This window comes from Rheinheimera pacifica (assembly GCF_900108485.1).
Lineage (GTDB): Bacteria > Pseudomonadota > Gammaproteobacteria > Enterobacterales > Alteromonadaceae > Alishewanella > Alishewanella pacifica.
Map to the genome: position 1 here is coordinate 391,551 of NZ_FNXF01000002.1, position 23,958 is coordinate 415,508.

Sequence of the window (23,958 nt, forward strand, 5' to 3'; positions counted from 1 at the left end):
ACAGCATCATGATCCAATTACAACAATTAAACCGGGTATTTCGCACCAGCGAACTGGAAACAACCGCTCTGAACCAGATTGATTTACATATTCAGCAGGGCGATTTTGTGGCCATTATGGGCCCATCAGGCTGCGGTAAATCTACCTTGCTAAGCATTTTAGGCATGCTGGACAGCCCCAGCTCAGGCGCCTATTTGTTTCAGGGTACGGATATTGCCAATTACAGTGAAAAACAACTGGCACAACTGCGCAAAACCCAGCTCGGCTTTGTGTTTCAAAGCTTTAACCTGATAGATGAGCTAACGGTATTTCAAAATGTTGAGCTGCCGCTGCAGTATCAGGGCGTGGCGGCCGGCGAGCGTAAACAGCGGGTAGAGGCGATATTAAAACGCATGCAAATTGACCACCGCGCTGATCACCTGCCACTGCAGTTATCCGGTGGCCAGCAGCAGCGGGTGGCCGTGGCACGGGCGCTGGTAATTAACCCGGCGCTGATTTTAGCCGACGAACCTACCGGTAACCTGGATTCAAAAAACAGTGAAGAAGTGATGCAGATGCTGCGCCAGCTAAACCACGACGGCACCACGGTGGTAATGGTAACGCACTCTGAGCATGAATCACGCTACGCCAGCCGCATAGTGCGGATGCTGGACGGCCAGATTATTACCGAGCGTGCCATGGAAGCAAAGATGGAGGCCAAATATGCGTAATTCACTGGCAATGCTGGGCAATTACTTCACCACCGGCGTGCGTGCAGTGCTGCGGCATAAAACCCATTTAGCGTTAAATTTACTGGGCTTAACCACAGGTCTGGCGTCGGCCCTGCTGATTTTACTGTATGCCAGTTACGAGCTGGGCTTTGACAAAATGCACCCCAATGCGGCCAATACCTACCGGCTGGAGCAGTTTTTTAACCCGGTAAACCAGCGTTTTCCTATCTCCAGCCCGGCGATGAAAGATCTGCTGCACAATTATGATGACCGTATCCGGGTAACCCGCATTAATACCGGCGCCCCGGCGCTACGCCTGGCCGGTTCCAACCAACAGCTGACACTGGAATGGCCACAAGCGGTGGACAGTAATATCACCGACTTTTTTCAGATAGACACATTGTCTGGTGATCTGGCCGCTACCCTGGCGCAACCCAACCTGATTGCGTTATCTGAGCAGGAAGCTAAGCGGTTATTTAGTAACACCAATGTGACAGGCCAGCAGTTACAACTGGGAGAACAGCGTTTTACTGTTAGCGCAGTGTACCGTATGCCAGAGCAGAGCCATTTTCAGGCCGGATCATTGCGCCGGATCAGTGATGAAGTAGCTGCCAGCCGTCTGGCAATGAATAATGTTTACAGTTATATCTCACTGCCTGCTGATATTGATCACAGCGCTCTGTTACAGCAGTTATCTGCCCAGCTAAACGAACAGGCTTATACCGGCCGGCATATTACTGAACTGCAATTGCGGGCACTTACCGATATTCACCTGCACTCCAGCCTGGCTTACGAATTTAAAGTGAATGGCTCGGCCAGTACGGTAAATATCTGTTTGTTGCTGGCGGTTTTACTGCTGCTGATTGCCGCCATTAACTTTATTAATATGAGCACCGCCCGCGCCGCTATGCGTGCTAAAGAGGTCGGTGTGCGCAAAGCGCTGGGCGCCAGCCGTGGCCAGTTGTTTGTGCAGTTTATGCTGGAGTCGGTGCTAATTGCTGCCTGCGCCGGTTTATTTGCTGCTGTGTTAGTCGAGCTGGTATTACCGCAGTTTAATTTGCTGGTAAACCGCCCGCTACAACTGCACTACTTTGGCAGTTTTGGCCTGATTTTGCTTGGCAGCACCCTAAGTGTCGGCATGCTGGCAGGTGTGTATCCGGCGATATTTATTTCGGCCTTTGATGCCAAAAAAGTGCTAAGCGGTGATTTTCAGCGCGGTAATACGGCACTTTTGCTGCGTAAAGGCTTATTGGTAATACAGGGTGCTATTACTATAGGTTTGTTAGTCTCCAGCGCAGTATTGCAGCAACAACTGCAACTGCTGCAAAACCAGCCCACCGGTTATCAGCGTGATGCCCGGTTAATGGTTTCCGGTATTGAGAATGAGCAGGTATTCTGGGCGGGCAACCAAAACCTGCTGCAAAGCCTGCGGCAGGTTGAAGGCGTAACGGCCGCGTCGATAATGGATATGCAGCTTACAGACACTGTTTCTCAGGCGATGAATATTCAGTTGCCGGGGCAAACCCAGGATAACGCTCTGCCGCCTATTTCGCAGATGGCAGCAGGCTTTGACATTGTTAAAACTGCGGGCTTTACCTTACTGGCCGGACGCGATTTTAGTGAAACCTATCAAAGCGACTGGTACCAAACGCATGGCGATCATGCTACTGCGGCAGTTATTATTACTGAATCACTGGCACGTAAAGCGGGCTATAACCAGGTGCAGGACGCCATCGGCCAGCAATGGCTGTTACCCGGCGACAACCCTGTTTTACAGATGAAAGTTGTTGGGGTAGTTGCAGATATCCAGATAGGCTCAGCCCTAAAACAACAGGAACCGTTAATACTGATTTGCGGCCGCTCACCCATGACGTACGGCAATATCCTGCTAAATCTGCAGCCAGAGCAAGCCTTTAGCGCCCGCAGCAAAGTGCAGCAACTACTGACTGATCGCCTGCAACGTCAGGATCTGCAGCTAAGCTGGCTAAGTGATGACTACAACGCCATGTACCAGAACCAGCAGCGCCAGACTAAGGTTATTGCTATCTTCGCTGCGCTGGCCATTGCCTTAACCTGTGTCGGCTTATTTGGTTTAGCCGCCTTTAGTGCCGAGCAGCGCTCACGCGAAGTAGCAATGCGCAAAGTGCTGGGTGCCGGGCGCTTTAGTCTGGTTAATTTGCTGGCCAGCGAATATATCAGGCTAATGGCAATTAGCGCCGTACTGGCCATTCCCGCCACTTTTTGGGCACTGGATAGCTGGCTGGCTGAGTTTAGCGTGCGCATCAGCCAGAACCCGCTTTGGTACTTGCTGGCCGCCGCCGCTACCTTCGCTATTTGCTGGTGCACTGTGGCCACATTGGCCTGGCAGGTTGCAGGGCGTAAACCTGCCATGGTATTAAGACAGCAATAAGCGCAATAATAACAATGATAAATAAAGGATTATTAATGAAACTAACCTTAGTTTCTCCCACCGCGCTGCTTGGCAGCGCGGTGTTACTCAGTGCCTGCAGTACACCCAACCGGGTAGAGCAACACCTGGGGGCAGATGCCGTAATTGAGCAGGTAACAGAAGGCGAGTACAAAGGCATGTACCGCAATCTGTATCGCACACCGGTTGAACAGCGCCAATATCCGGCAAACTGTGAAGCAGATTGCTATCCGGCGCATCCTGCGGTGAGTTGCAAAACACCCGCCCAGGATTGCCAGTATACCGGGCCGCAGCAGTCACCTGCGCTGGATACTGGTTTTAGCCTGCAATGGCTGGGGCATGCCAGCTTTTTAGTTAATGCACCTGATGGCCAGCAACTGCTAATTGATCCGGTATTCGGCCAGTTTGACTGGCCGGTAAGCTGGGCGCAGCATTTTGCCGGTATTATAAAACGACCCTACACACCCAAGCTTAGCGCAGAACAATTGGCAGCTACCAATGCAGTATTATATTCGCATTTACACTACGATCATTTTAGCCATGCCAGCATCGCGCAAATAGGCACTGCTGCTAAGTATTATGTGCCATTAGGTATGGCAAATTATATGCCCAAAGGCGGCTATAACGTTGTGGAACAAGGCTGGTATAGCCACAGCCAGTTGGATGGGCTGAATATCCATCTGGTACCGGCACACCACTTTAACAGCCGTAAGTTGTTTAATGATCATAACCAGGCGATGTGGGGTGGCTGGCTGCTGGAGCATAGCGGAAAAACCCTGTTTTTTGCCGGAGATACCGGCTATTCAGAGCATTTTAAAGATATTCAGCAGCGCTATGGTGATATTGATATCTGCCTGATACCTATTGCGTCTTATCATCATGATAAAGACGGTGACTGGTACCGCTATGTGCATACCACGCCGGAAGATGCTTTAGTAGCCGCAGCAGAGCTGGGCTGTAAAGTGATGATCCCCTGGGGGTATGGTAATGCCAGCTGGCAGATGGGCGATCACAGCTCGCACTCACCACTGCTACGTCTGCTACATATGCAGCAGCAACTGAATAGCCAGGTGCCGCTGCTGATTTTAAACGAAGGTGACAGTGTAGCCTTGTAACGTATCAGGCCACTGGCTTTAACCGGGCTTTAGCGGCAAGTTTGTCACCCAGCTTGCCGGTAACCGCCCAAACAGCCAGCGCTACCCAGGCTATCCAGGAAAAGCCGGCCGGAATATTAAGCAGGGCAATTTTGCCGGCATGCTGGCGGTTAAACACCAGCGCCAGCAGGCTGGGTAAAAACCACACCGTTATAAAAAACACGCCAAACAGCAGCAGAAATACCCAATCGGCTTGTTGCCAGGCAGTACTAAATGCAGAGATAAATTGTTGTAACGTTTCCATCTTTATATCCTCTTTATATTTTAAGTTAATTGAGAAAATCAGCGTTAAAGTTCAATATCGGCCAACATAGCCAGTTGGGCTTTCAGTTCATCCACTTGCCAGGCTTTGCCTTGCTGTACCACGGTATGTATCGTATTTAGCGCTTTAAGATCGGTCAGCGGGTTGGCCGTTAACACAATAAAGTCGGCGGCAAAGCCTTTTGCCAGCTGACCTGTGTCTTTTAAGCCAAGGTGGCGGGCACCGCCTACCGTAGCCAGTTGCAATACCTGCCAGTTTGTCAGGCCAGCGCCCTGGCTAAGCTGTAATTCGCGTAAGTAAAACGGCCCGCTGGCCACACTGTCGGTGCCAATGGCCAGTGGCACACCGGCGTCATACAAGCGCTTAAACAATTGCTGTACTTTGGGCATTTGTTGCTGTGCGGTGGCCAGCTCTTCTGCTGTCCAGTCATAACTGGGCGCGGCCAGCGTCGCACGCCAGCGCTTACGCATTTGCGGGTGATACACCCACATATCCTGCTCCGGATATAAACCGTCCAGCTCGCGGGCGAAGTACACCAGCTCGTTGACAACCAGCGTTAAATCGACATGAGTTTGCTGCCGCGCCAACGTGTCGAAAAGCTGCTGCATTGGGGCGCTGTCATAATCAACATGCTTAAACCAGCTGTAAATAAACCGGGCGCTGTGTGGAATGTTGCGCTCGGCCAGATAAGCGGTTTTGCCCTCGCCCGTTAACAGCTCGCTACTTGTTGGCAGGGCATGGGTTAGGGCATCAATACCCAGGTCCGCCGCATATTGCCAGCTAACATTGTCCAGATGTGCCAGGGTTTTTAACCCGGCGGCTTTGGCCAAACGCACGCCCATCGCCAGTTCGTCTTTCGTCAGGCCCTGATACAGTTTTATGTACTGCGCGCCAAGCGCTTTCTGGCTGGCAATTTCGGCCTGCCAACCGGCCTCATCTTTTGGATGCACGGAGCCGCCTAAAATTGGCGTAGGTTCAAACACAAACCCCGCATAGCTAAACTTTGGGCCAGGCCAGTTACCCGCTTGCTGCTGGCGGACATACTCGGCATTAGCCTCTGGCGCACCAGCCGGGCTAAAGGCGGTGGTAACGCCGGTGGCTAAGGTGCTAAGCGCGTGATAACGGGTAATTTGACTATGGCCTTTCATGGTAAGTACTGGCTTGCCATCCTGCATCTCAACCCGGTGTGGCCCGGCAGTCAGGTGCAGGTGCACATCAATAAGGCCAGGCAATACGTACTGCTGCTGCAGATCAATTTGCTTTGCCGCTGCAGGTAAGCTGGCATCAGCCTGTTGCTGGCCCATTTGCACAATGCGGCCGTCTTTTACCAGTAACCAGCCATCGTTAAGCTGCTGCTCTGTTGCCGGGTTCAGCAAGGTGGCATTGAGGTACAGCACCGCTTCATGCTGTATGTGAGAAGGGGTATCAGCACAAACCTGTGGCAGCGCCAGGCTGGCCATCAGACATGCCAGTAGTGATTTTTTCATCGTAAGGTTCTCCGGTATAACGTTGTGATAAGTTGCCGTGTTTGCTGGATAAGTCGTGGTTGTTTTGTGCACTGTTACAAAATTTTTTTTATTTTTTTATGTAACACTTTGCCTGCCCCGGCAGACTTACTTATGACACAGTGATAACGTTAACAAGAACAATAAAACATTGATCAGCGAGGGGTTTTTGACAGTATCCAATACCAGCGCAATAACGCCGGAGCAGTTTTTACTGCAGCTATGGCAACAAAATCAGGGCGCAATAAGCCGCACCTTGCTGGCGTCTGAAGCCGATCCGGCAGCGCGGCAGGATTTAAAACAGGATATTTTTCTGGCACTGCACCAGGCTGCCGGCCGGCTGCATGCTGCAGACATGCCGCGCGCCTACCTGTTTCGTATAGTACACAATGTAACGGTAGATCATATTGCCCGGGCGCAGCGGCATAAATGGCTACCGCTGGAAGAAGACTTGCAGCAGCAGATGCTTGATGATTGCCCGTCAGAGCAATTAGGTGAGCAACAACAAAGCCAGCAGTTGATTCAGGCTGTACGGCGGTTATCACCCGCCAACCGGCAGGTAATATTACTGGCCATGGAAGATTTAGACGCACCTGAGATCGCCGATATTTTGCAGATCAGCCACGGTGCCGTGCGGGTGCGGTTAAACCGCGCTAAAACAGAATTGATGGAGTTAATGCAAAATGGCAGATAGCTTTGACTTTGCCGCCCTGGCAAAAAGCTGGCAACAACAGCTCACCCCAACTGAAGCCACGCCAACCGCGCAAGATTTAGCCCTGGCGAACCAACGGCAGCGCCAGCAACGGCTATTAATGTACGGCGAATGGCTTGGCGCCCTGGTAATGGCAGCCACCGCCTGCTGGTTAATATTAGTTCTGCCGGGCTGGCTGGGTTATATCGCAGCCGGGTTCCTTGTGCTTGGCGCAATCAGCACTCTGTATATTAGCTGGCAGGTGCACCGGCCTATTCTGGCGTATGACAACTGGAGCAGCAGCGGGCTGTTGCAATTTCGCTGTCGAGCCTGCCAGCTAAGCCTGCGCTACTACCGTTACACCCAGCTAAGCTGCTTGGCACTGCTGTTATTTACGCTGATACTCTGGCTGTTGCAGTGGTGGCAACTGGCAGATGTCTCCAACGACTTGCTGTTGTTTTACAGCCTGATCGCATCGCCGCTTTGCCTGTTTGCCCTATACCGGCTGCAGCTAAAAGCCCAGCAAAAAGCCGCTGAGTTACAGCAATTAACCGCTCTGGCAGCAGATTTTCAGCAGAGCGAATAGCGCAGTAAAGGCTCAGGCATAGTTACAACAGTAGCCAACCAAGTAATAAGCTGCCGGCAAATACCGGCAGCGACCAGTAGTGAAACTCGCGCCACAGCCCCGCTTGTTTGCTAAGCCGAAGTGCAATTAAATTGGCCAGTGAGCCAATAGCCAAACCAAAGCCGCCCACAGTTACCCCCCAGCTAAGTGCACGCCAGTCATCAGTAAAATGCTGCAGAAAAATTGCTGCCGGTACATTAGAAATAAGCTGCGACAATAGCGCCGCCCCCGTATAGCTGCCATTTGGCAGGGCAACTAACTGCATCGCCAATTGCTGCAACAGTGGTAATTGTGCCAGCAAACCCAAGTCGATAAACATCAGCATAAATACCAGCAGCAGTAGCCAGTCGATCCCCGTTACCACGCTGCGCTTTAGCAACACATACAGCGCCAGTACCAGCAACGCAGCATAGGGCGCTAACTGATATTCCATCGCCAGAATAAATAGCGGGTAACCAGCCAGTGACCAGCCAAACAAGTGGCGGTTATCATGGCTGCTGTTATGCGGCACTGAGATACTCAGCTTGTGGCCACTAAATGCGGCACAGCTTAATAACAGGATCAGCAACAACAAACTCAGCGCTAACGGCGCCATCATCAGTGTGAACTGCCAGAAGCTGTAACCGGAAGCCTGCCACAGCAGCAGGTTTTGCGGGTTGCCAATGGGCGTAAGGCTGGAACCGGCATTCACCGCCAGCGCCAGAAAAATAATTAACCGCCCCGCCGGCACGCCGGTTAAGCGGCCAATACTTAAGCTGATTGGCAGCAAAATAAACAACGCCACATCGTTGGTTACTATGGCAGATAACAATGCTGCAAATAACACCAACAGTATTGCCAGCATACGCTGTGAATGGCAAAGCTGCAGCAGCCAGGCCGCAAACCGCACAAGGTAGCCACTGTCTTCCAACGCCCGGCTTAGCAACATTAAACCCGCCAGCGCCGCTACCGTATGCCAGTCAACCAACGCAAACAGGCCCGCCGGTGCTGTTGGCTTAAGCCATAACAACAGTGGCAGCAGCAGTAGCAACGCCAGCAGCAAATAATCTTCCGTAACACGGGATAACACCCGGCGTATCAGTGGCATAGTAGTAAAAGGCATAAGGTAAATTATGCGGCTATTCTAGCGCGAATGCTGACGCCAGTGCCGGGATATTGTAATGTAACCAGCATGTAATATTTAGAATAAGGTTAAGCATGAAAAAAGCTTTTATCGCCGCCCTGCTGGCTACCGTATCATCTGCTGCCATCGCCGATGTAGACAGCGTGCTGCACTTTACCCCGACACCGTTTAAAGACATTGAGCTTAACTGCGAGCGCGACAAACAGATTACGCCCAAGCGCAGTGCGCTGATTTTAGAAAATTACGCCCTGATGGCGGCTAATAACGGCGAGCGGGTGGCACTGGTAACACTGCGTAACGGCGCATCCGGCCAGCGTATTTATAATCAGGAACATATTGTCGCCGTATTGGGCGATTGCAGCCGGGTGTTACCCCATGCTTTTGAATTACGGCTGGATGCCCGCGAGCAACGCTCGCTACAAATTTACTTTGGTAAACAGCAGCAACCTGTTTTGCAGTTGCTTAGCGGTGAGTAAAACTGCAATAAAAAAGGCCATCACAGTATATTGTTGATGGCCTTAGTATTTTTTATCGCAGTTTTATTCCACTGTAACAGATTTCGCCAAATTACGTGGCTGGTCTACGTCAGTGCCTTTGATAATAGCAACGTAGTAGCTGAGTAACTGCAGTGGCAGGGTGTAGACGATAGGTGCCAGGATGTCGGCTACGTGCGGTACGTTGATGACCCGCATAGTGGCGTCTGACTGGAATTTGGCATCGGCGTCGGCGAATACGTACAAAATACCGCCGCGGGCGCGCACTTCTTCAACGTTCGATTTCAGCTTTTCCAACAGGTCGTTATTCGGCGCTACCACGATAATTGGCATCTGGGCGTCAATCAGCGCCAGCGGGCCGTGTTTTAACTCGCCGGCGGCGTAAGCTTCAGCGTGTATGTACGAAATTTCTTTTAGCTTTAATGCGCCTTCCATTGCGATGGGGTATTGATCGCCACGGCCTAAAAACAGCGCGTGGTGTTTATCGGCAAACTCTTCGGCCAGTGCTTCAATTTGTGGTGCCAGCGTAAGGGCTTGTTCCAGTTTGCCCGGTAAGCTTTTCAGCGCTTCGGTCAGTTCACGCTGCTGTGCAGCGGTTAAACCGTTATATTTACCAATTGCCAGCGTTAACATGGCCAGGCCCACCAGCTGAGTGGTAAAAGCTTTGGTTGAGGCTACGCCAATTTCGGCGCCGGCGCGGGTCATAAAGGCTAAATCTGATTCACGTACCAGTGATGAACCGGCCACGTTGCAAATGGTTAAGCTGCCAACATAACCGGCTTCTTTGGCCAGACGCAGCGCGGCCAGGGTGTCAGCAGTTTCGCCCGACTGGGAAATACTTACCAGTAAGCTGTTTGGCTGCACGAATGATATGCGGTAACGGAATTCTGAGGCAATTTCCACATTACAGGAAATACCTCCCAAGGATTCCAACCAGTAGCGCGCTACCATTCCGGAGTGATAGCTGGTACCGCAGGCGACAATTTGTACGTGTTTTACTTGTTTAAACAGCTCGGCCGCACCGTTGCCGAAGGTTTCGTCCAGTACTGAATCACTGCTTAAACGGCCTTCCAATGTGTTGTTGATGGCGTTTGGCTGCTCATAAATTTCTTTTAGCATAAAGTGGCGGTACTGGCCTTTGTCGCCGGCATCGTAACTAACGTTTGATTCGTGCACTTCACGCTCAATCGCATTGCCGTTGCTATCAAAAATACTCACGCTGTGGCGGGTAATTTCTGCTACGTCGCCTTCTTCCAGAAAGATAAAGCGGCGGGTTACCGGCAGCAGTGCCAGTTGATCCGAAGCAATAAAGTTTTCGCCAATACCTAAGCCAATTACCAGCGGGCTGCCTGAGCGGGCAACAACAACGCGGCTGGCGTCGGTTTTATCCAGCAGTACAGTGCCGTAAGCACCGTGCAGTTGCTTAACCGATTTTTGTACTGCGGCTAACAGGCTACCGGCGCTTTTTAGTTCTTCTTCAACTAAATGCGCGATAACTTCAGTGTCGGTGTCGGAGGTAAATACATAACCTTTGGCTTGTAAGGCTTCACGCAGCGGTGCGTGGTTTTCAATAATGCCGTTATGCACCACAGTAATATTGCTGGAAACATGCGGGTGGGCATTACGTTCGCTTGGCTCGCCATGCGTTGCCCAGCGGGTATGAGCGATACCGGTGCCGCCGGTTACCGGGGCAGCGGCTACGGCATCGGCCAGTTCTTTTACTTTCCCCAGGCGGCGCAGCCGGGTTAACTCGCCAGCGCTGCTTACCACAGCCACACCGGCCGAATCATAACCACGGTATTCCAGACGGCGCAGGCCTTCAACCAAAATATCCACTACATCACGTTGCGCTACAGCGCCGACTATTCCACACATAATTATTCTCCGGAAATCTTAAATATTATAACGTTACGTTAAGGTGTGGCGGTGAATCAGGCCTGAACCCGTATTACCTTAACACCCTGTTGTTCAATTTGTTTGGCGTCGGCTAACGATAAGCCCTCATCTGTGATCAGCACTTTTACCATAGCCCAGGGCAATTCAAGGTTATGAATTTTGCGCCCCAGCTTATCGGATTCAAGCATTACAATAACTTCGCGGGCGACTTCGGCCATTACCCGGCTTAAGCTATATAACTCGTTGTATGTTGTGGTGCCACGGGCTAAATCTATGCCATCGGCACCAATAAATAACTGGTCAAAATCATAGTTGCGCAGCATTTGTTCTGCCAACTGGCCCTGAAAAGCTTCAGATTGCGGATCCCAGGTGCCGCCTGTCATTAACAGCGTTGGCTCGTTTTCCAGCTCACGCAATGTATTGGCAATGGCCAGTGAGTTTGTCATTACCACTAAGCCACGTTTTGCCGCCAGCTCGGGCAATAAGGCGGCGGTAGTGCGGCCGCTGTCGATAATAATGCGGTAGTGATCTTTGATCAGGCTGGCGGCGGCTTTGGCAATGGCCAGCTTTCGTTTTGAAACCTTTTCTAAACTGCTGTCGCTGACAAAATCCTGCGGCACCGGCACGGCTCCGCCATAACGGCGCAACAGCAAACCGGCTTGTTCCAACACGGTTAAGTCTTTACGAATAGTCACTTCAGAGGTATTAAACTGCCCGGCCAGCTGCTCAACCGACAATTCGCCCTGTTGCTGCAACTGACTAACAATAAGATGCCGCCGTTGTTGGGTGTTCCGTTTGTTCATTTCTTTCGCTTAAGTTTCAAAACGAAACATATTTTACTGGCTATTGCTGCTTTTGCAAGCAAAACGTTGTGATACCCATTTGCTGCAATTATTTAATGAGAACCATTTGCATTTGAGAATTGGTCGTATTATAGTTTGCAGCGTTCAGGGATGAAGGTAGTTCCGGGCCCCGGATGGGCTTCTCTGGTCGTTGTTTTACTTGTCTTGCACGTTAAGGGGTGGGTTTTGCCACCCCTGTTTTTCTTTTGAGGCTTTATGTTACAGCGTTGGCAAACCAAGCTGGAGTGGTTGAATTTAGCAGTATTGCTGCTGTTGCCGCTGTATCATTTTTATTCTGCCGACTCTTTGCTGCCGAGTAGCCTGGCATTACTTTACCTGTTTAACCTAGCGGCTCTTATTGCCAGTTTCCGCCTTAAACCTTACTCTGCTGCAGTAAAAAAACTGCCGGCGTCAGCCTGGCTGGAGCAACATTTACTGCTGGCGTTAATTCTTACGCTGTTGTGCTGGTTTTATCTGCCGCAAGCGCCTTTTATTCAGCCCCAGGCGCAGTGGTTGTGGCTGAGCACCCAACTAACCATTATCGGTTTACTGCTACGGCTTTGCTGGGCGGTGAAAAAGCAACCCGTAGCCCCTGCTACCAGCGGGCAAAACTGGCTGGTGGGCTATGCCAGCCAGTCTGGTATGGCGCAACAACTGGCGCAAAGTAGCGCCAGGCAACTGCAGCAGGCAGGCTTTAGCGTTGCGCTGGCAGAGCTGAACCAGCTAACCCAACAGCAACTAAACCAGTATCAGAAAGCGCTTTTTGTTGTAAGCACTTATGGCGAAGGTGAAGCGCCTGATAACGCCAGCCAGTTTTATCAGCTGGCGCAGCAATGGCAAAGCTCGCTCGATCAATTGCAGTTTGCCGTATTAGCGCTGGGCGATCGCAGCTATCAGCAGTTTTGTGCCTTTGGCCACTGGTTGCAGCAGTGGCTGCACAGCCGTGAAGCAAAAGCGCTACAACCGCTGCTGGAGCTGGACAGCTCTGAGCGGCAAAGCGCGGCATTAACGCAGTGGCAGCAGCTACTGACCGGCTTTACAGCACCCTTAACAGCACAACAAGCGCCAACAGCGCTACCTGGCTGCAGGCCAACCTTAGCAGCCGCTATATTGCCAACCCGGCCAGCACCGGCTTGCCTTGCTATATTGTTAAGCTGCAAGCGCCAGCTGGCACTCACTGGCAAGCCGGCGATATTGTTGACATTCAACCGGAAAACAGCAAATGCAACGTAGCCCTGTGGCTAACACGGCATTTAGTTAATGGCTGCCAGGCCGTGCATTATCAGGGCCGGCACATTCCGCTATGCTGGGCATTGGCCGAGCTGCAACTGGACAAAGTGCAACCACCGGCCCACGGCGAATCGTTAGCCCCATGGCTGGCAGCCCAGCCCAAACTGCCATTGCGCAGCTATTCTATCGCGTCGGTACCGGCTGAAGGCCCAATAACATTACTGGTGCGCCAGGTGCAATGTAAAGACGGTGCTTTGGGTATTGGCTCTGGCTGGCTAACAGCCTGGGCGATGGAGCAGCAGCCGGTGCAAATTCGCCTGCGTAGCCATAACCAGTTTCATTTACGGGCTGATAGCAGTAACACACCGCTTATTTTTATCGCCAATGGTACCGGCATCGCCGGTATTCGGGCTTTGCTGGCACAACGTGTTGCCCTGGGCCAGCGGCAAAACTGGTTACTGTTTGGTGAGCGCAAACAACAAAGTGATTTTTTCTTTGCCCGTGATATTCAGCAGTGGCAGCAACAGGGCTTTATCAGCCATTGCAGCCTGGCCTTTTCGCAGGAGCAGACCGAAAAGCGCTATGTGCAGCATGTGCTGGCAGAGCAGCAGCAACAGTTACGGCAATGGCTGGCACAGGGCGCAGCTATTTATGTTTGTGGCAGCCTGCACGGCATGGGTGAAGCCGTGCATGAGGTACTACAACAGGTTGTTGGCGAGGCCGGATTAGCGCTGCTTAAACAACAAGGCCGCTACCGGCGCGATCTGTATTAGTTTTTACCCGGCGTAAAACTGATGCGGCCACTCTGCACGGCCATATTTACCGGCACTGCAGTAAGCAATTTAACCGTGGGGTTAGTAGTATCCAGCTTGTAAACCGGGTTCGCTGCCAGATAGCTGTTAACCAACTGCAATAACTCATTGGTTACCGGTGCCAGGTTGCCGCGATAACCGGCAGCTTCAATCTGTGAGCCCAGTAATTTAACCGAGCGCAGATATACTGCTTTTTCTGTACCATCATAATAAGGCACACCTTCTACCTGCAGTTGCATATTGGCCGGATAACTTAAACCAAATAATGATAGCGCAGCAGTGGCTGCGGTATTAACCCGCACCACTTCAGAGTTATCCGGGCCTATTTCCACCTGCATGCTTTTTACCTGCATTTTTAGCGGAATACCTGCCACATTGGCCTGGCGGGTTAATTTGGGTATTTGCTGGCGCAACAGTTGCTCTAAATCTGTCTCCGTAACGTTATATGCCGACATTTGCTGTAACTGGCTGCACGCCGCCACTAACGTCATTATGATTAACAGCATTATCTTGCGCATATTTTCCCTTTCCTTATGTACTATCCAGTTCGAATTGAGCGTAGTTTAACACGGCAATACGATAACGCTTAGTGACTGACTTTTCCCTGAATATAAGTTGCTCCACGTGAAACACAACCGACCAGCAAAGCGCAGTCAGCATAAACAACTTATGGTATGCTCTGACTCGACACCCTCTGTACGTGGTTGCCTGCCGGCAACCGCCAAGCGTTTATAAGAACGAGAATACTGTATGTTACTGATCCTGAAATTAATTGCCGGTATTTTGCTGGGTATAATGATGGGGCTTTATGCACCGCATTGGCTTACGCAGATTTTAATCACCTTTAAAGCGTTGTTTGGCCAGTTGTTATTTTTTACTGTGCCGCTGCTGATCCTGTTTTTTATTACCAGTGGTATTGCTGCTTTACCCCGACGTTCTGGTAAATTACTTGGCCGCACTTTGGGCATAGCTTATTTATCAACTATTGCCGCCGGCACTCTGGCGTTTTTGATAGCTACACTGGTTATTCCGTTGTTGGCGCCAGCCGCGGCTGACTTAGCCAGCACCGAAGGGGTAAATTTAACGCCTTATATCGAAATGAATATTCCACCGGTATTTAGTGTCATGACCGCCTTAGCCCTGGCCTTTATTTTTGGCCTGGGCATTGCCAGTACGCAGGCCACCTCGCTAAAGCAGTTATCTGATCAGGGCCGCGACATTATTCAGCTACTGCTGACTAAAATTATTATCCCATTTTTGCCACTGTATATTGCCGGTGTTTTTGCCCAAATGGCTGCCGCAGGTACGGTATTTGTTACGCTGCAAACCTTCGGCATAGTGCTGGTGCTGGCTATAGTGCTGCACTGGGTCTGGATTTGCTCACTGTTTGTTATTGCCGGCATTAAGGCCGGTAAATCGCCACTTGGCCTGATCAAAAATATGTTACCGGCGTATTTTACTGCGTTGGGTACTATGTCGAGCGCGGCAACGATTCCGGTAGCGCTACAGGCCACCAAAAACAACGGCGTAAAAGAAGATGTGGCCAACTTTACCGTGCCACTGTGTGCCACTGTGCACTTATCAGGTTCTACCATTACCATTGTCAGCTGTGCTGTGGCAGTAATTATGATGAAAAGTAACCTGGAAATACCGTCGCTGTTTACCATGCTGCCGTTTATTTTAACCTTAGGCGTAGTGATGCTGGCTGCGCCTGGCGTACCCGGTGGCGCCGTAATGTCGGCTGTTGGCTTACTGGGCAGCATGCTGGGCTTTGGTGAAGGCGCCATTGCACTGATGATCGCGCTTTATATGGCTCAGGATAGCTTTGGCACCGCCTGTAATGTTACCGGCGACGGAGCTATTGCCGTGTTGGTAGATAAGGCAGAGTAGGTATCCAGTGAGCTGCCCGGTTACAACTCCCGCTCCGGCTCGCCACAGCAACTCGTCCTTTTGCCTGCGGCAGGACTCAGACACTCTGTGGCGCCCGATTCGGGATTCCAACCTGCAGCCAAAACTGTAGCTCCGTTCTGATATAAAACAGCCCGCAAATGCGGGCTGTTTTATTAACTTACTTTTTAATTTTTACCGGCCGCTGCCAATCGCTAATATGCCGCTGTTTGGCGCGGGCTACCACCAGCTCACCATCAGCGGCATCCCGGGTTAGCACCGAGCCGGCACCCACAGTGGCATTAACGCCTACCGTAACCGGCGCGACTAACGCACTGTTCGAGCCAATAAAGGCACCGTCTTTAATGGTCGTAACAAACTTATTCGCACCATCATAGTTGCAGGTAATAGTACCGGCACCCACGTTTACCTTGGCACCAATCATAGCGTCACCCAGGTAGGTTAAATGGTTGGCTTTAGAGCCTTTGCCTAAAGTGGTTTTTTTCATCTCAACAAAGTTACCGACATGGCTGTCATCCAGCATCACGCTGTCCGGCCGCAGGCGGGCAAAAGGACCAACAGAGCAATCGCTGCCCACAGTAGCCTTTTCAATCATTGAATTCGGTTTAATTTGTGTGTTATCGCCGATAACACAATCTTTTAAAATGCAGTTAGCACCAATAGTCACGCCTTTACCCAGCATCACTTTGCCTTCAAAAATCACGTTAATGTCGATCATCACGTCATTACCCACCTCAACCGTGCCACGGATATCAACCCGCGCCGGGTCGCGCAGGTTAGCACCGGCCAGCATTAACTCTTCGGCTTTACGCTGCTGGTAAGCGCGCTCTAAGGCGGCTAATTGCACCCGGTTATTGGCGCCTTCCACTTCCATCGGGTTTTGTGGCTGGGCAGTGGCAATTTCCACACCTTCACTGTGTGCCATGGCAATCACATCAGTTAAGTAATATTCGCCCTGAGCATTGCTGTTAGATAAGCGACCCAACCAGCTTTTTAACTGTTTACCCGGCAGTGCCATAATGCCGCTGTTTACTTCGGTAATTTGCAACTGCTCTGGCGTGGCATCTTTTTGCTCAACAATACCAGTTACCTTACCGTTTTCACGCACAATACGGCCATAACCGGTCGGGTTGGCTAAATTTACCGTCAAAATGGCCAGCCCATTGGCCGGTTTTACCGCTAGCAGCTGCTGCAAGGTTTCTAAACGGGTTAACGGCACATCGCCATACAGCACCAGTACGGTGTCATCATCGGCGATATTCGGAATAGCCTGCGCTACTGCGTGGCCAGTACCCAGCTGCTCGGCCTGCAATACCCAATGCAGTGGCTGCTCGCCCATAGCAGCTTGTAAGGCTTCTGCACCATAACCATATACCAACTGTGGTTTTGCAGAGCCCAAGGCGCGGGCAGTATCAATTACATGTTGAACCATTGGCCGCTCAGCCACTTTATGCAGTACTTTGGGTAAATCAGATTTCATCCTTGTGCCTTTACCGGCCGCCAGAATCACTACATTTAATGCCATAAAAGAATCCCTGTAATCATGCTTCATCGATAGTGTGGTTATTCTAATAGATAACGCAGCAGATTACAGGGCCAGGGTGAAGTTTTGCTGAATATGCTATTTTACCTGTTCTACTGTGTAACCTGCCTGTTGCAATAACGCCAACACACTATGTTCGCCGGCTAAATGACCGCCACCCACCAGCACCAGCTCTTTGCTGTCATTGCCAAACATTTGCTCTATTTTCGGTAACCACGCGCTGTTTCGCTCAACAAACAGGGCCTGATACAGTATCGGGTCTAATGCTCGGGAGGGTTCTAGAAGAAGCTTGTCCAGCTCGTTTATATCTCCAACACGCCAAGCAGCAATCATGCTGGCAAAGTAGTTTTTAAAATCGTCAAGTTGTTCCAGATTCATTGTCATAAAATCGTCTTCATTACCTTCACCCATATTGGCCAGCAGCCGGATCTGGCTTTCTAAACTTTCCAGGTAGGCCAGCGTTTTACCATCAGCTTTGGCGCGTTTATCGAAATAGCTATCAACCCCCTCGCCAGCCATCTGCGCTTTCTTCATTTCAAGTGCCTGCATTTGCAGCATAATAAAACCTGGCTTATAACCATTAAATTGCTGTAACTGCACACCATGTGTCGCAAAATAATCTCTTACTTGCTGGTAAACATCTGGCGATAGTACTTTAGATAAACTGCGGTCATCTTTATAAAGCATCGCTAAGAATAGCTTGGTTTGAGCCGCGATATCGTTTGGCTCAGGTATTTTCACTTCAAGTACCAGTGTATCGGTCGCATTATAAGCAGCATCAAATTCAACTGGCAAAGGAAAGGCTGATTCTGGCAGAAAGTGCACCGTACCACCTATATACACATAATCAGTACCCTTGCTGACTTTCCACATTGAGGTTTGTGCCAGTGCAGTACTACTGATCCCAATGGCCAATAACATAGCACTGCAAAGTACTTTCACATTTAGCATAATATGCTTACCTTTCTATTATCTACTTAACTATCAGAAGGCTAATCCGTTGCAGAATAGTTCGCAATAAAAAAGCCACCCGAAGGTGGCTTTTTATATTTCGGAACCCGAACTTATTTTTTACGCATTTTTTGAATAATGCGTAGCTGGGCAATGGCTTCGGCCAGTTGCGCCGCAGCTTCAGCATAGTTGAAGTCTGCGCCAGCGTGTTGCATTGCTTCTTCAGCACGTTTTTGTGCGTCCAAAGCGGCTTGCTCGTCTAAGTCTTCGCCGCGTACCGCGACATCGGCCAGTACGGTGATGGTATCGGGCTGTACTTCAAGTACACCGCCGGCTACGTATATCACGTGTTCTTCGCCAAATTGTTTCACGATACGGACCATGCCAGGTTTCAGGGTGGTCAGTAACGGGGCGTGAAAAGGTAAAATACCTAACTCGCCCTCACTGCCTGTGACCTGCACGGATTCGACAAGGCCGGAGAAGATTTTTTCTTCGGCACTTACTACATCCAGTTGCACTGTCATCGCCATCTCCGCTCTCCTAAAGCCTGAACTTACAGTTTCTTCGCTTTTTCGATCGCTTCGTCGATAGAACCAACCATGTAGAACGCCTGCTCTGGCATATGGTCGAACTCGCCTTCCAGGATGCCTTTAAAGCCACGGATAGTTTCTTTCAGCGGTACGTATTTACCTGGTGAACCGGTGAATACTTCAGCTACGAAGAAAGGCTGTGACAGGAAACGCTGAATTTTACGCGCACGGTATACTGTTGTGCGGTCGTCATCAGACAATTCGTCCATACCCAGGATCGCGATAATGTCTTTCAGTTCTTTGTAACGCTGCAGAACTGATTGCACGCCACGGGCCACTTCATAGTGCTCTTTACCGATAACCAGTGGATCTAACTGACGAGAAGTAGAATCCAGTGGGTCGATCGCCGGGTAAATACCCAGTGATGCAATGTTACGGCTCAGTACTACCGTCGCATCTAAGTGCGAGAAGGTGGTAGCTGGTGACGGATCCGTTAAGTCATCCGCAGGTACGTATACGGCCTGGATTGACGTGATAGAACCGGTCTTGGTAGAAGTGATACGCTCTTGCAGAGCACCCATCTCTTCTGCCAGCGTTGGCTGGTAACCTACCGCTGATGGCATACGGCCCAGAAGTGCAGACACTTCAGTACCGGCCAGCGTATAACGGTAAATGTTATCAACGAAGAACAGTACGTCACGGCCTTCATCACGGAATTTTTCCGCCATGGTTAAGCCGGTTAATGCTACGCGCAGACGGTTGCCTGGCGGCTCGTTCATCTGACCGTACACTAACGATACTTTATCCAGTACGTTAGAGTCTTTCATCTCGTGATAGAAGTCATTACCTTCACGGGTACGCTCACCTACACCGGCGAATACCGAGTAGCCGCTGTGCTCGATAGCGATGTTCCGGATCAGTTCCATCATGTTTACGGTTTTACCTACACCGGCACCACCGAACAGACCAACCTTACCACCTTTAGCAAACGGGCATACCAGGTCGATAACCTTGATACCGGTTTCCAGCAGGGCGTTAGACGCTGCCTGATCTTCGTAGCTTGGCGCGGCACGGTGAATAGGCATACGCTCTTCTTCACCGATTGGGCCTGCTTCGTCGATTGGCTCGCCAAGTACGTTCATAATACGGCCCAGTGTGGCTTTACCCACCGGAACGTGAATTGCTTTACCGGTGTTAGCCACGGCAGCGCCGCGACGTAAACCGTCTGTAGTACCTAACGCGATAGTACGTACTGTACCGCCACCCAGCTGCTGCTGCACTTCCAGCACTAAACCAGCCAGATCACCGTCAGTCACGTTTAACGCGTCATAGATACCAGGTACCGCATCTTGTGGAAAATCGATATCCACAACGGCGCCAATGATTTGGACGACCTTACCTTGACTCATGATGTTTCCTCAAATTTCTCAAAACTGTTTACCTTAGCCTACAGCTGCCGCACCTGCGACGATCTCGCTAAGCTCCTGGGTAATCGCGGCCTGACGTGCTTTGTTGTACACCAGCTTCAGGTCGTCCATCAGGTTACCGGCGTTATCGGTTGCAGCCTTCATAGCTACCATCCGCGCCGCGTGCTCACTGGCAGAGTTCTCTACCACGCCCTGATAAACTTGCGATTCAACGAAGCGGTCCAATAACATATCGATGATAGGTTGTGGATCCGGCTCGTACAGGTAATCCCAGTTATGCTCTTTTTGTGCAATGTCTGCTTTTGGCAAAGGTAAGAGTTGATCGATCACTGGCTCTTGCTTCATGGTGTTAACAAACTTGTTGTACACCAGGAATAAGCGGTCAATCCGGCCTTCGTTAAATGCTTGCAGCATCACTTTTACCGAACCAATCACATCAGCCAAACGTGGTACGTCACCTGAACCCGCCTGTTGCGCGACTACCTTACCACCGAAACGCTTGAAAAAGGCCGTTGCTTTATTGCCGATAACAGCAAACTGCGCATCTACACCTTTGTCTTTCCAGCTTTTCAGCTCAAGGGCAACTTTCTTAAACTCGTTGGTATTCAGGCCACCGCAAAGACCACGATCAGTAGAAATGACAATATAGCCAACCCGTTTTACTGCGCGTTCCGCTAAATACGGATGGCGGTATTCCAGGCTGCCATTGGCAACGTTACCGATCACTTTGCGCATACCTTCAGCGTATGGGCGTGTTGCAGCTACACGGTCTTGCGCTTTGCGCATTTTGCTGACCGCAACCTTTTCCATAGCACTGGTGATCTTGCGAGTATTATTAATACTCCCGATCTTACTTTTTATCTCTTTACCACCGGCCATGACTGTATCTCCGTTTCATTCAACGAACGGGGTGGCAAGCCACCCACATTGCTTACCAGGTCTGCGTTGCCTTGAATTTATCAATGGCAGCTTTGAACGTAGACTCGATTTGGTCGTTGTAGTTACCGGTTTTATCGATATCAGCCATCAGCTCAGCGTGTTCAGCTTTCATAAAAGCGATTAAGCCAGCTTCAAAATCCAGGATTTTGGCCACTTCAACATCTTTCATAAAGCCTTTTTCGATAGCGAAAATAGACACACCCATTTCGGCAACAGACATCGGGCTGTACTGCAGCTGTTTCATCAGCTCAGTTACCTTCTGGCCGTGCTCTAACTGAGCGCGGGTTGCTTCGTCAAGGTCAGAGGCAAACTGCGCGAACGCGGCCAGCTCTGAGTACTGGGCTAATGCCAGACGAATACCACCACCTAATTTCTTGATGATCTTGGTTTGTGCTGCACCACCTACCCGCGATACCGAAATACCGGCGTTCACCGCAGGACGGATACCGGCGTTGAATAAGTCAGTTTCTAAGAAGATCTGACCATCAGTAATCGAAATTACGTTAGTAGGTACGAACGCAGATACGTCACCGGCCTGAGTTTCAATAATAGGCAGCGCGGTTAAAGAACCGGTTTTACCTGTTACTTCGCCGTTGGTTAAACGTGCTACGTAGTCAGCGTTAACGCGTGATGCGCGCTCCAGCAGACGTGAGTGCAAATAGAATACGTCACCCGGGTAAGCTTCACGGCCTGGCGGACGGCGTAACAGTAACGAGATTTGACGGTAAGCCACAGCTTGCTTTGACAAGTCATCGTATACAATCAGCGCATCTTCACCGCGGTCACGGAAGTACTCGCCCATGGTACAACCTGAGTAAGGCGCCAGGAACTGCAGTGCCGCCGCTTCAGACGCAGAGGCCACTACCACGATAGTGTGGGCCAGCGCGCCGTGCTCTTCGAGCTTACGTACTACGTTAGCGATGGTAGAAGCTTTCTGCCCAATAGCCACATAGATACATTTAACGCCGGTGCCTTTTTGGTTGATGATGGCATCAATCGCCAGCGCCGTTTTACCGGTCTGACGGTCACCGATCAGCAATTCACGTTGACCACGACCGATAGGGATCATCGCATCAACCGACTTATAACCAGTCTGCATTGGCTGATCTACCGATTGACGGTCGATAACGCCTGGCGCGATTTTTTCTACCGGTTCAAAGCCAGCGGCTTCAATCGGGCCTTTACCGTCGATAGGTGCACCCAGGGTGTTAACCACACGGCCTAATAACGCCGGGCCAACCGGTACTTCTAAGATACGGCCGGTGCTTTTTACTTTAGTGCCTTCAGTTAAGTCCGCGTACGGGCCCATAACTACAGCACCAACTGAGTTGCGCTCTAAGTTCAGCGCGATAGCATAGCGATTGCCAGGAAGCTCAATCATTTCGCCCTGCATACAATCTGCAAGACCATTGATACGAATAATACCGTCTGTTACCTGAACAATAGTACCTTCGTTACGAGCTTCACTGACCACTTCAAACTGAGCAATACGACTTTTGATCAGTTCTGATATTTCAGTGGAATTCAGTTGCATTCTCTGTTCCCCAATTATGACTGCAGCGCAGTTGCTAAACGATCCAGCTTGCCGCGGATCGAGCCATCAATAACCATGTCACCTGCTTTGATCAGCATACCGCCAACCACTGCAGGATCTTCGCTACAGTTTAATTTAACTTTGCGTGCCAAACGTTGCGATAATGCTGCGGCTAGCTTGTCTTGTTGTGCTTTATTCAGCTTGGTTGCAGAAACCACAGTAACGTCGATTTCTTTTTCAAACTCAGCTTTAAGCGCAATAAAGGCAGCTAACACTTCAGGCAACGCCAACAAGCGATGATTTTCTGCCATCACTTTAATAAAGTTTTGGCCGTGCTCATTGAGTTGCTCACCACATACCTGAATAAACAGACCGGCCTGCTTGTCAGCAGCACCGTTGGCGCCTAAATAAGCACCAACCTGGTCATTCTTTGCTACTTCTGCAGCAAAGGCCAACATCTGCAGCCAGGCGTCCAGTGCTTTTTGCTCTACCGCAAAATCAAAGGCCGCTTTGGCGTAAGGACGAGCAATATTAGTCAAATCAGACATAGCTCATCCTCATTACAGTTCTTGAACCAGTTTTTCCAGAATGTCGCTGTGAGCAGCTTCATCAATAGAACGTTGCAGAATTTTCTCTGCGCCGGCTACTGCTAATGCAGCAACTTGCTTGCGCAGCTCTTCGCGTAAACGGTTACGTTCCGCTTCCAGTTCTGCTCTGCCAATGGCCAGAATGTTTTCACGTTCGGCGTTGGCTTTGTGCACGGCTTCATCCAGCATTTTGGCTTCGCGTTTTTTCGCTTGCTCAATAATGTCTGCTGCTTGTGCTTTAGCATCTTTTAGCTGATCTTTGGCTTTGTCCTGTGCTAATGCCAGGTCTTTTTCCGCACGATCAGAAGCTGCTAAACCGTCAGCAATTTTTTTCTGGCGCGCTTCGATCGCATTGATCAGCGGCGGCCATACAAATTTCATACAGAACAGCACGAACACCGCAAATGCGATTAATTCGCCTAGCAGAGTGGCGTTTAAATTCACGACCGCTCCTCCTTAGTTAACAGTTGTTCGGAATAACACAAAGCTTCAATTACATTGCGAACAACATGTACATGGCGATACCCACGCCAATCATCGCAACGGCGTCGATCAGACCTGCCAGGATGAACATTTTAACTTGCAGTGAAGGGGCCAGTTCCGGTTGACGCGCACAAGCTTCTAAGAACTTACCGCCCATGTTACCGAAACCCAGTGCAGTACCGATGGCACCGAAACCGATTAACAAGGCAACTGCGATTAATTTAAGACCTAATACTAGTTCCATTTTTTTCTCCGATATTTCAATAGTTAAAGTTAAAGTTTAA

Annotated in this window: 24 protein-coding genes; 9 read left to right on the top strand and 15 right to left on the bottom strand. The window is 50.4% G+C overall.

The features are described from left to right. The first annotated feature begins 8 nt into the window (after positions 1-8). The 3 genes from BLW68_RS04235 to BLW68_RS04245 are packed head-to-tail and all read left to right on the top strand — an operon-like array spanning position 9 to position 4,253. Positions 9-710 carry an ABC transporter ATP-binding protein gene (locus BLW68_RS04235; RefSeq protein ID WP_068237000.1) on the top strand — a complete coding sequence of 234 codons (702 nt, stop codon included), beginning with the start codon at positions 9-11 and terminating at the stop codon, positions 708-710. Then, complete coding sequence (locus BLW68_RS04240) at positions 703-3,120, top strand: ABC transporter permease (RefSeq protein ID WP_092790547.1); 2,418 nt, start codon at positions 703-705, stop codon at positions 3,118-3,120. The genes BLW68_RS04235 and BLW68_RS04240 overlap by 8 nt, the downstream gene beginning before the upstream one ends. Positions 3,121-3,155: 35 nt before the next feature. Beyond that, positions 3,156-4,253: an MBL fold metallo-hydrolase gene (locus BLW68_RS04245; RefSeq protein WP_092790550.1), complete on the top strand. Its 1,098-nt coding sequence runs from the start codon at positions 3,156-3,158 to the stop codon at positions 4,251-4,253. A gap of 4 nt (positions 4,254-4,257) precedes the next feature. Here BLW68_RS04245 and BLW68_RS04250 read toward each other — a convergent pair whose 3' ends face one another. Both BLW68_RS04250 and BLW68_RS04255 read right to left on the bottom strand, forming a co-directional pair. After that, positions 4,258-4,536, bottom strand: coding sequence for a superinfection immunity protein (locus BLW68_RS04250; RefSeq protein WP_068237003.1), 279 nt, complete (start codon positions 4,534-4,536; stop codon positions 4,258-4,260). Between the two features lie 44 nt (positions 4,537-4,580). Beyond that, positions 4,581-6,041, bottom strand: a complete 1,461-nt coding sequence (locus tag BLW68_RS04255) for an amidohydrolase family protein (protein ID WP_092790553.1) — start codon at positions 6,039-6,041, stop codon at positions 4,581-4,583. Positions 6,042-6,228: 187 nt separating this feature from the next. Between BLW68_RS04255 and BLW68_RS04260 the strand changes: the two genes are divergently transcribed. Then, positions 6,229-6,753, top strand: a complete 525-nt coding sequence (locus BLW68_RS04260; RefSeq protein WP_092790556.1) for an RNA polymerase sigma factor — start codon at positions 6,229-6,231, stop codon at positions 6,751-6,753. Continuing rightward, positions 6,743-7,336 carry a hypothetical protein gene (locus tag BLW68_RS04265; protein ID WP_092790559.1) on the top strand — a complete coding sequence of 198 codons (594 nt, stop codon included), beginning with the start codon at positions 6,743-6,745 and terminating at the stop codon, positions 7,334-7,336. Before BLW68_RS04260 ends, BLW68_RS04265 begins: the two co-directional genes overlap by 11 nt. A 22-nt stretch (positions 7,337-7,358) precedes the next feature. On the opposite strand, the gene BLW68_RS04270 is transcribed toward BLW68_RS04265, so the two are convergent. Next, a complete protein-coding gene (locus BLW68_RS04270) occupies positions 7,359-8,477 on the bottom strand; it encodes an SLC13 family permease (protein WP_245728264.1) in 1,119 nt (372 codons plus the stop codon). A 95-nt stretch (positions 8,478-8,572) separates the two neighbouring features. On the opposite strand from BLW68_RS04270, the gene BLW68_RS04275 reads away from it, so the two are divergent. Then, positions 8,573-8,974 (top strand): hypothetical protein, encoded by a 402-nt coding sequence (locus BLW68_RS04275; protein ID WP_092790561.1) that lies wholly within the window; start codon positions 8,573-8,575, stop codon positions 8,972-8,974. A gap of 63 nt (positions 8,975-9,037) precedes the next feature. On the opposite strand, the gene glmS is transcribed toward BLW68_RS04275, so the two are convergent. Further along, a complete protein-coding gene (gene glmS, locus BLW68_RS04280) occupies positions 9,038-10,867 on the bottom strand; it encodes a glutamine--fructose-6-phosphate transaminase (isomerizing) (RefSeq protein ID WP_092790563.1) in 1,830 nt (609 codons plus the stop codon). A 56-nt stretch (positions 10,868-10,923) separates the two neighbouring features. After that, a complete protein-coding gene (locus tag BLW68_RS04285) occupies positions 10,924-11,691 on the bottom strand; it encodes a DeoR/GlpR family DNA-binding transcription regulator (RefSeq protein WP_092790565.1) in 768 nt (255 codons plus the stop codon). A 255-nt stretch (positions 11,692-11,946) separates the two neighbouring features. Between BLW68_RS04285 and BLW68_RS04290 the strand changes: the two genes are divergently transcribed. Together BLW68_RS04290 and BLW68_RS04295 are read left to right on the top strand one after the other, a co-directional pair. After that, positions 11,947-12,963 carry a flavodoxin domain-containing protein gene (locus tag BLW68_RS04290; RefSeq protein ID WP_092790568.1) on the top strand — a complete coding sequence of 339 codons (1,017 nt, stop codon included), beginning with the start codon at positions 11,947-11,949 and terminating at the stop codon, positions 12,961-12,963. A gap of 41 nt (positions 12,964-13,004) precedes the next feature. Continuing rightward, the gene (locus BLW68_RS04295; protein ID WP_092790570.1) at positions 13,005-13,733 is read left to right on the top strand and encodes a ferredoxin reductase domain-containing protein; all 729 of its coding nucleotides are present in this window, start codon (positions 13,005-13,007) and stop codon (positions 13,731-13,733) included. Here the strand turns inward: BLW68_RS04295 and BLW68_RS04300 are convergent. Continuing rightward, positions 13,730-14,290 (bottom strand): YceB family lipoprotein, encoded by a 561-nt coding sequence (locus BLW68_RS04300; protein ID WP_092790572.1) that lies wholly within the window; start codon positions 14,288-14,290, stop codon positions 13,730-13,732. The two genes, BLW68_RS04295 and BLW68_RS04300, sit on opposite strands and share 4 nt — an antisense overlap. A 232-nt stretch (positions 14,291-14,522) precedes the next feature. Between BLW68_RS04300 and BLW68_RS04305 the strand changes: the two genes are divergently transcribed. Next, positions 14,523-15,662, top strand: a complete 1,140-nt coding sequence (locus BLW68_RS04305) for a dicarboxylate/amino acid:cation symporter (RefSeq protein ID WP_092790574.1) — start codon at positions 14,523-14,525, stop codon at positions 15,660-15,662. Between the two features lie 178 nt (positions 15,663-15,840). On the opposite strand, the gene glmU is transcribed toward BLW68_RS04305, so the two are convergent. The 9 genes from glmU to atpE all read right to left on the bottom strand — a co-directional run bounded on the left by glmU (position 15,841) and on the right by atpE (position 23,918). Then, on the bottom strand, positions 15,841-17,205 hold the full coding sequence (glmU, locus tag BLW68_RS04310; RefSeq protein WP_092790576.1) for a bifunctional UDP-N-acetylglucosamine diphosphorylase/glucosamine-1-phosphate N-acetyltransferase GlmU: 1,365 nt from the start codon (positions 17,203-17,205) through the stop codon (positions 15,841-15,843). A 96-nt stretch (positions 17,206-17,301) separates the two neighbouring features. Next, positions 17,302-18,174, bottom strand: a complete 873-nt coding sequence (locus BLW68_RS04315; protein ID WP_092790579.1) for a TraB/GumN family protein — start codon at positions 18,172-18,174, stop codon at positions 17,302-17,304. A gap of 113 nt (positions 18,175-18,287) precedes the next feature. Further along, positions 18,288-18,704, bottom strand: a complete 417-nt coding sequence (locus BLW68_RS04320) for a F0F1 ATP synthase subunit epsilon (protein ID WP_027670541.1) — start codon at positions 18,702-18,704, stop codon at positions 18,288-18,290. 23 nt (positions 18,705-18,727) lie between these two features. Then, complete coding sequence (atpD, locus tag BLW68_RS04325) at positions 18,728-20,113, bottom strand: F0F1 ATP synthase subunit beta (RefSeq protein ID WP_092790582.1); 1,386 nt, start codon at positions 20,111-20,113, stop codon at positions 18,728-18,730. 33 nt (positions 20,114-20,146) lie between these two features. After that, positions 20,147-21,010, bottom strand: a complete 864-nt coding sequence (atpG, locus tag BLW68_RS04330; RefSeq protein WP_092790585.1) for a F0F1 ATP synthase subunit gamma — start codon at positions 21,008-21,010, stop codon at positions 20,147-20,149. 52 nt (positions 21,011-21,062) lie between these two features. Further along, the gene (atpA, locus tag BLW68_RS04335) at positions 21,063-22,604 is read right to left on the bottom strand and encodes a F0F1 ATP synthase subunit alpha (RefSeq protein WP_068237054.1); all 1,542 of its coding nucleotides are present in this window, start codon (positions 22,602-22,604) and stop codon (positions 21,063-21,065) included. Positions 22,605-22,618: 14 nt separating this feature from the next. Then, the gene (gene atpH, locus BLW68_RS04340; protein WP_092790587.1) at positions 22,619-23,152 is read right to left on the bottom strand and encodes a F0F1 ATP synthase subunit delta; all 534 of its coding nucleotides are present in this window, start codon (positions 23,150-23,152) and stop codon (positions 22,619-22,621) included. Positions 23,153-23,164: 12 nt separating this feature from the next. Continuing rightward, positions 23,165-23,635, bottom strand: coding sequence for a F0F1 ATP synthase subunit B (gene atpF, locus BLW68_RS04345; protein WP_068237060.1), 471 nt, complete (start codon positions 23,633-23,635; stop codon positions 23,165-23,167). Between the two features lie 49 nt (positions 23,636-23,684). After that, positions 23,685-23,918, bottom strand: coding sequence for a F0F1 ATP synthase subunit C (atpE, locus tag BLW68_RS04350; protein ID WP_008985017.1), 234 nt, complete (start codon positions 23,916-23,918; stop codon positions 23,685-23,687). Between the last annotated feature and the right edge of the window lie 40 nt (positions 23,919-23,958).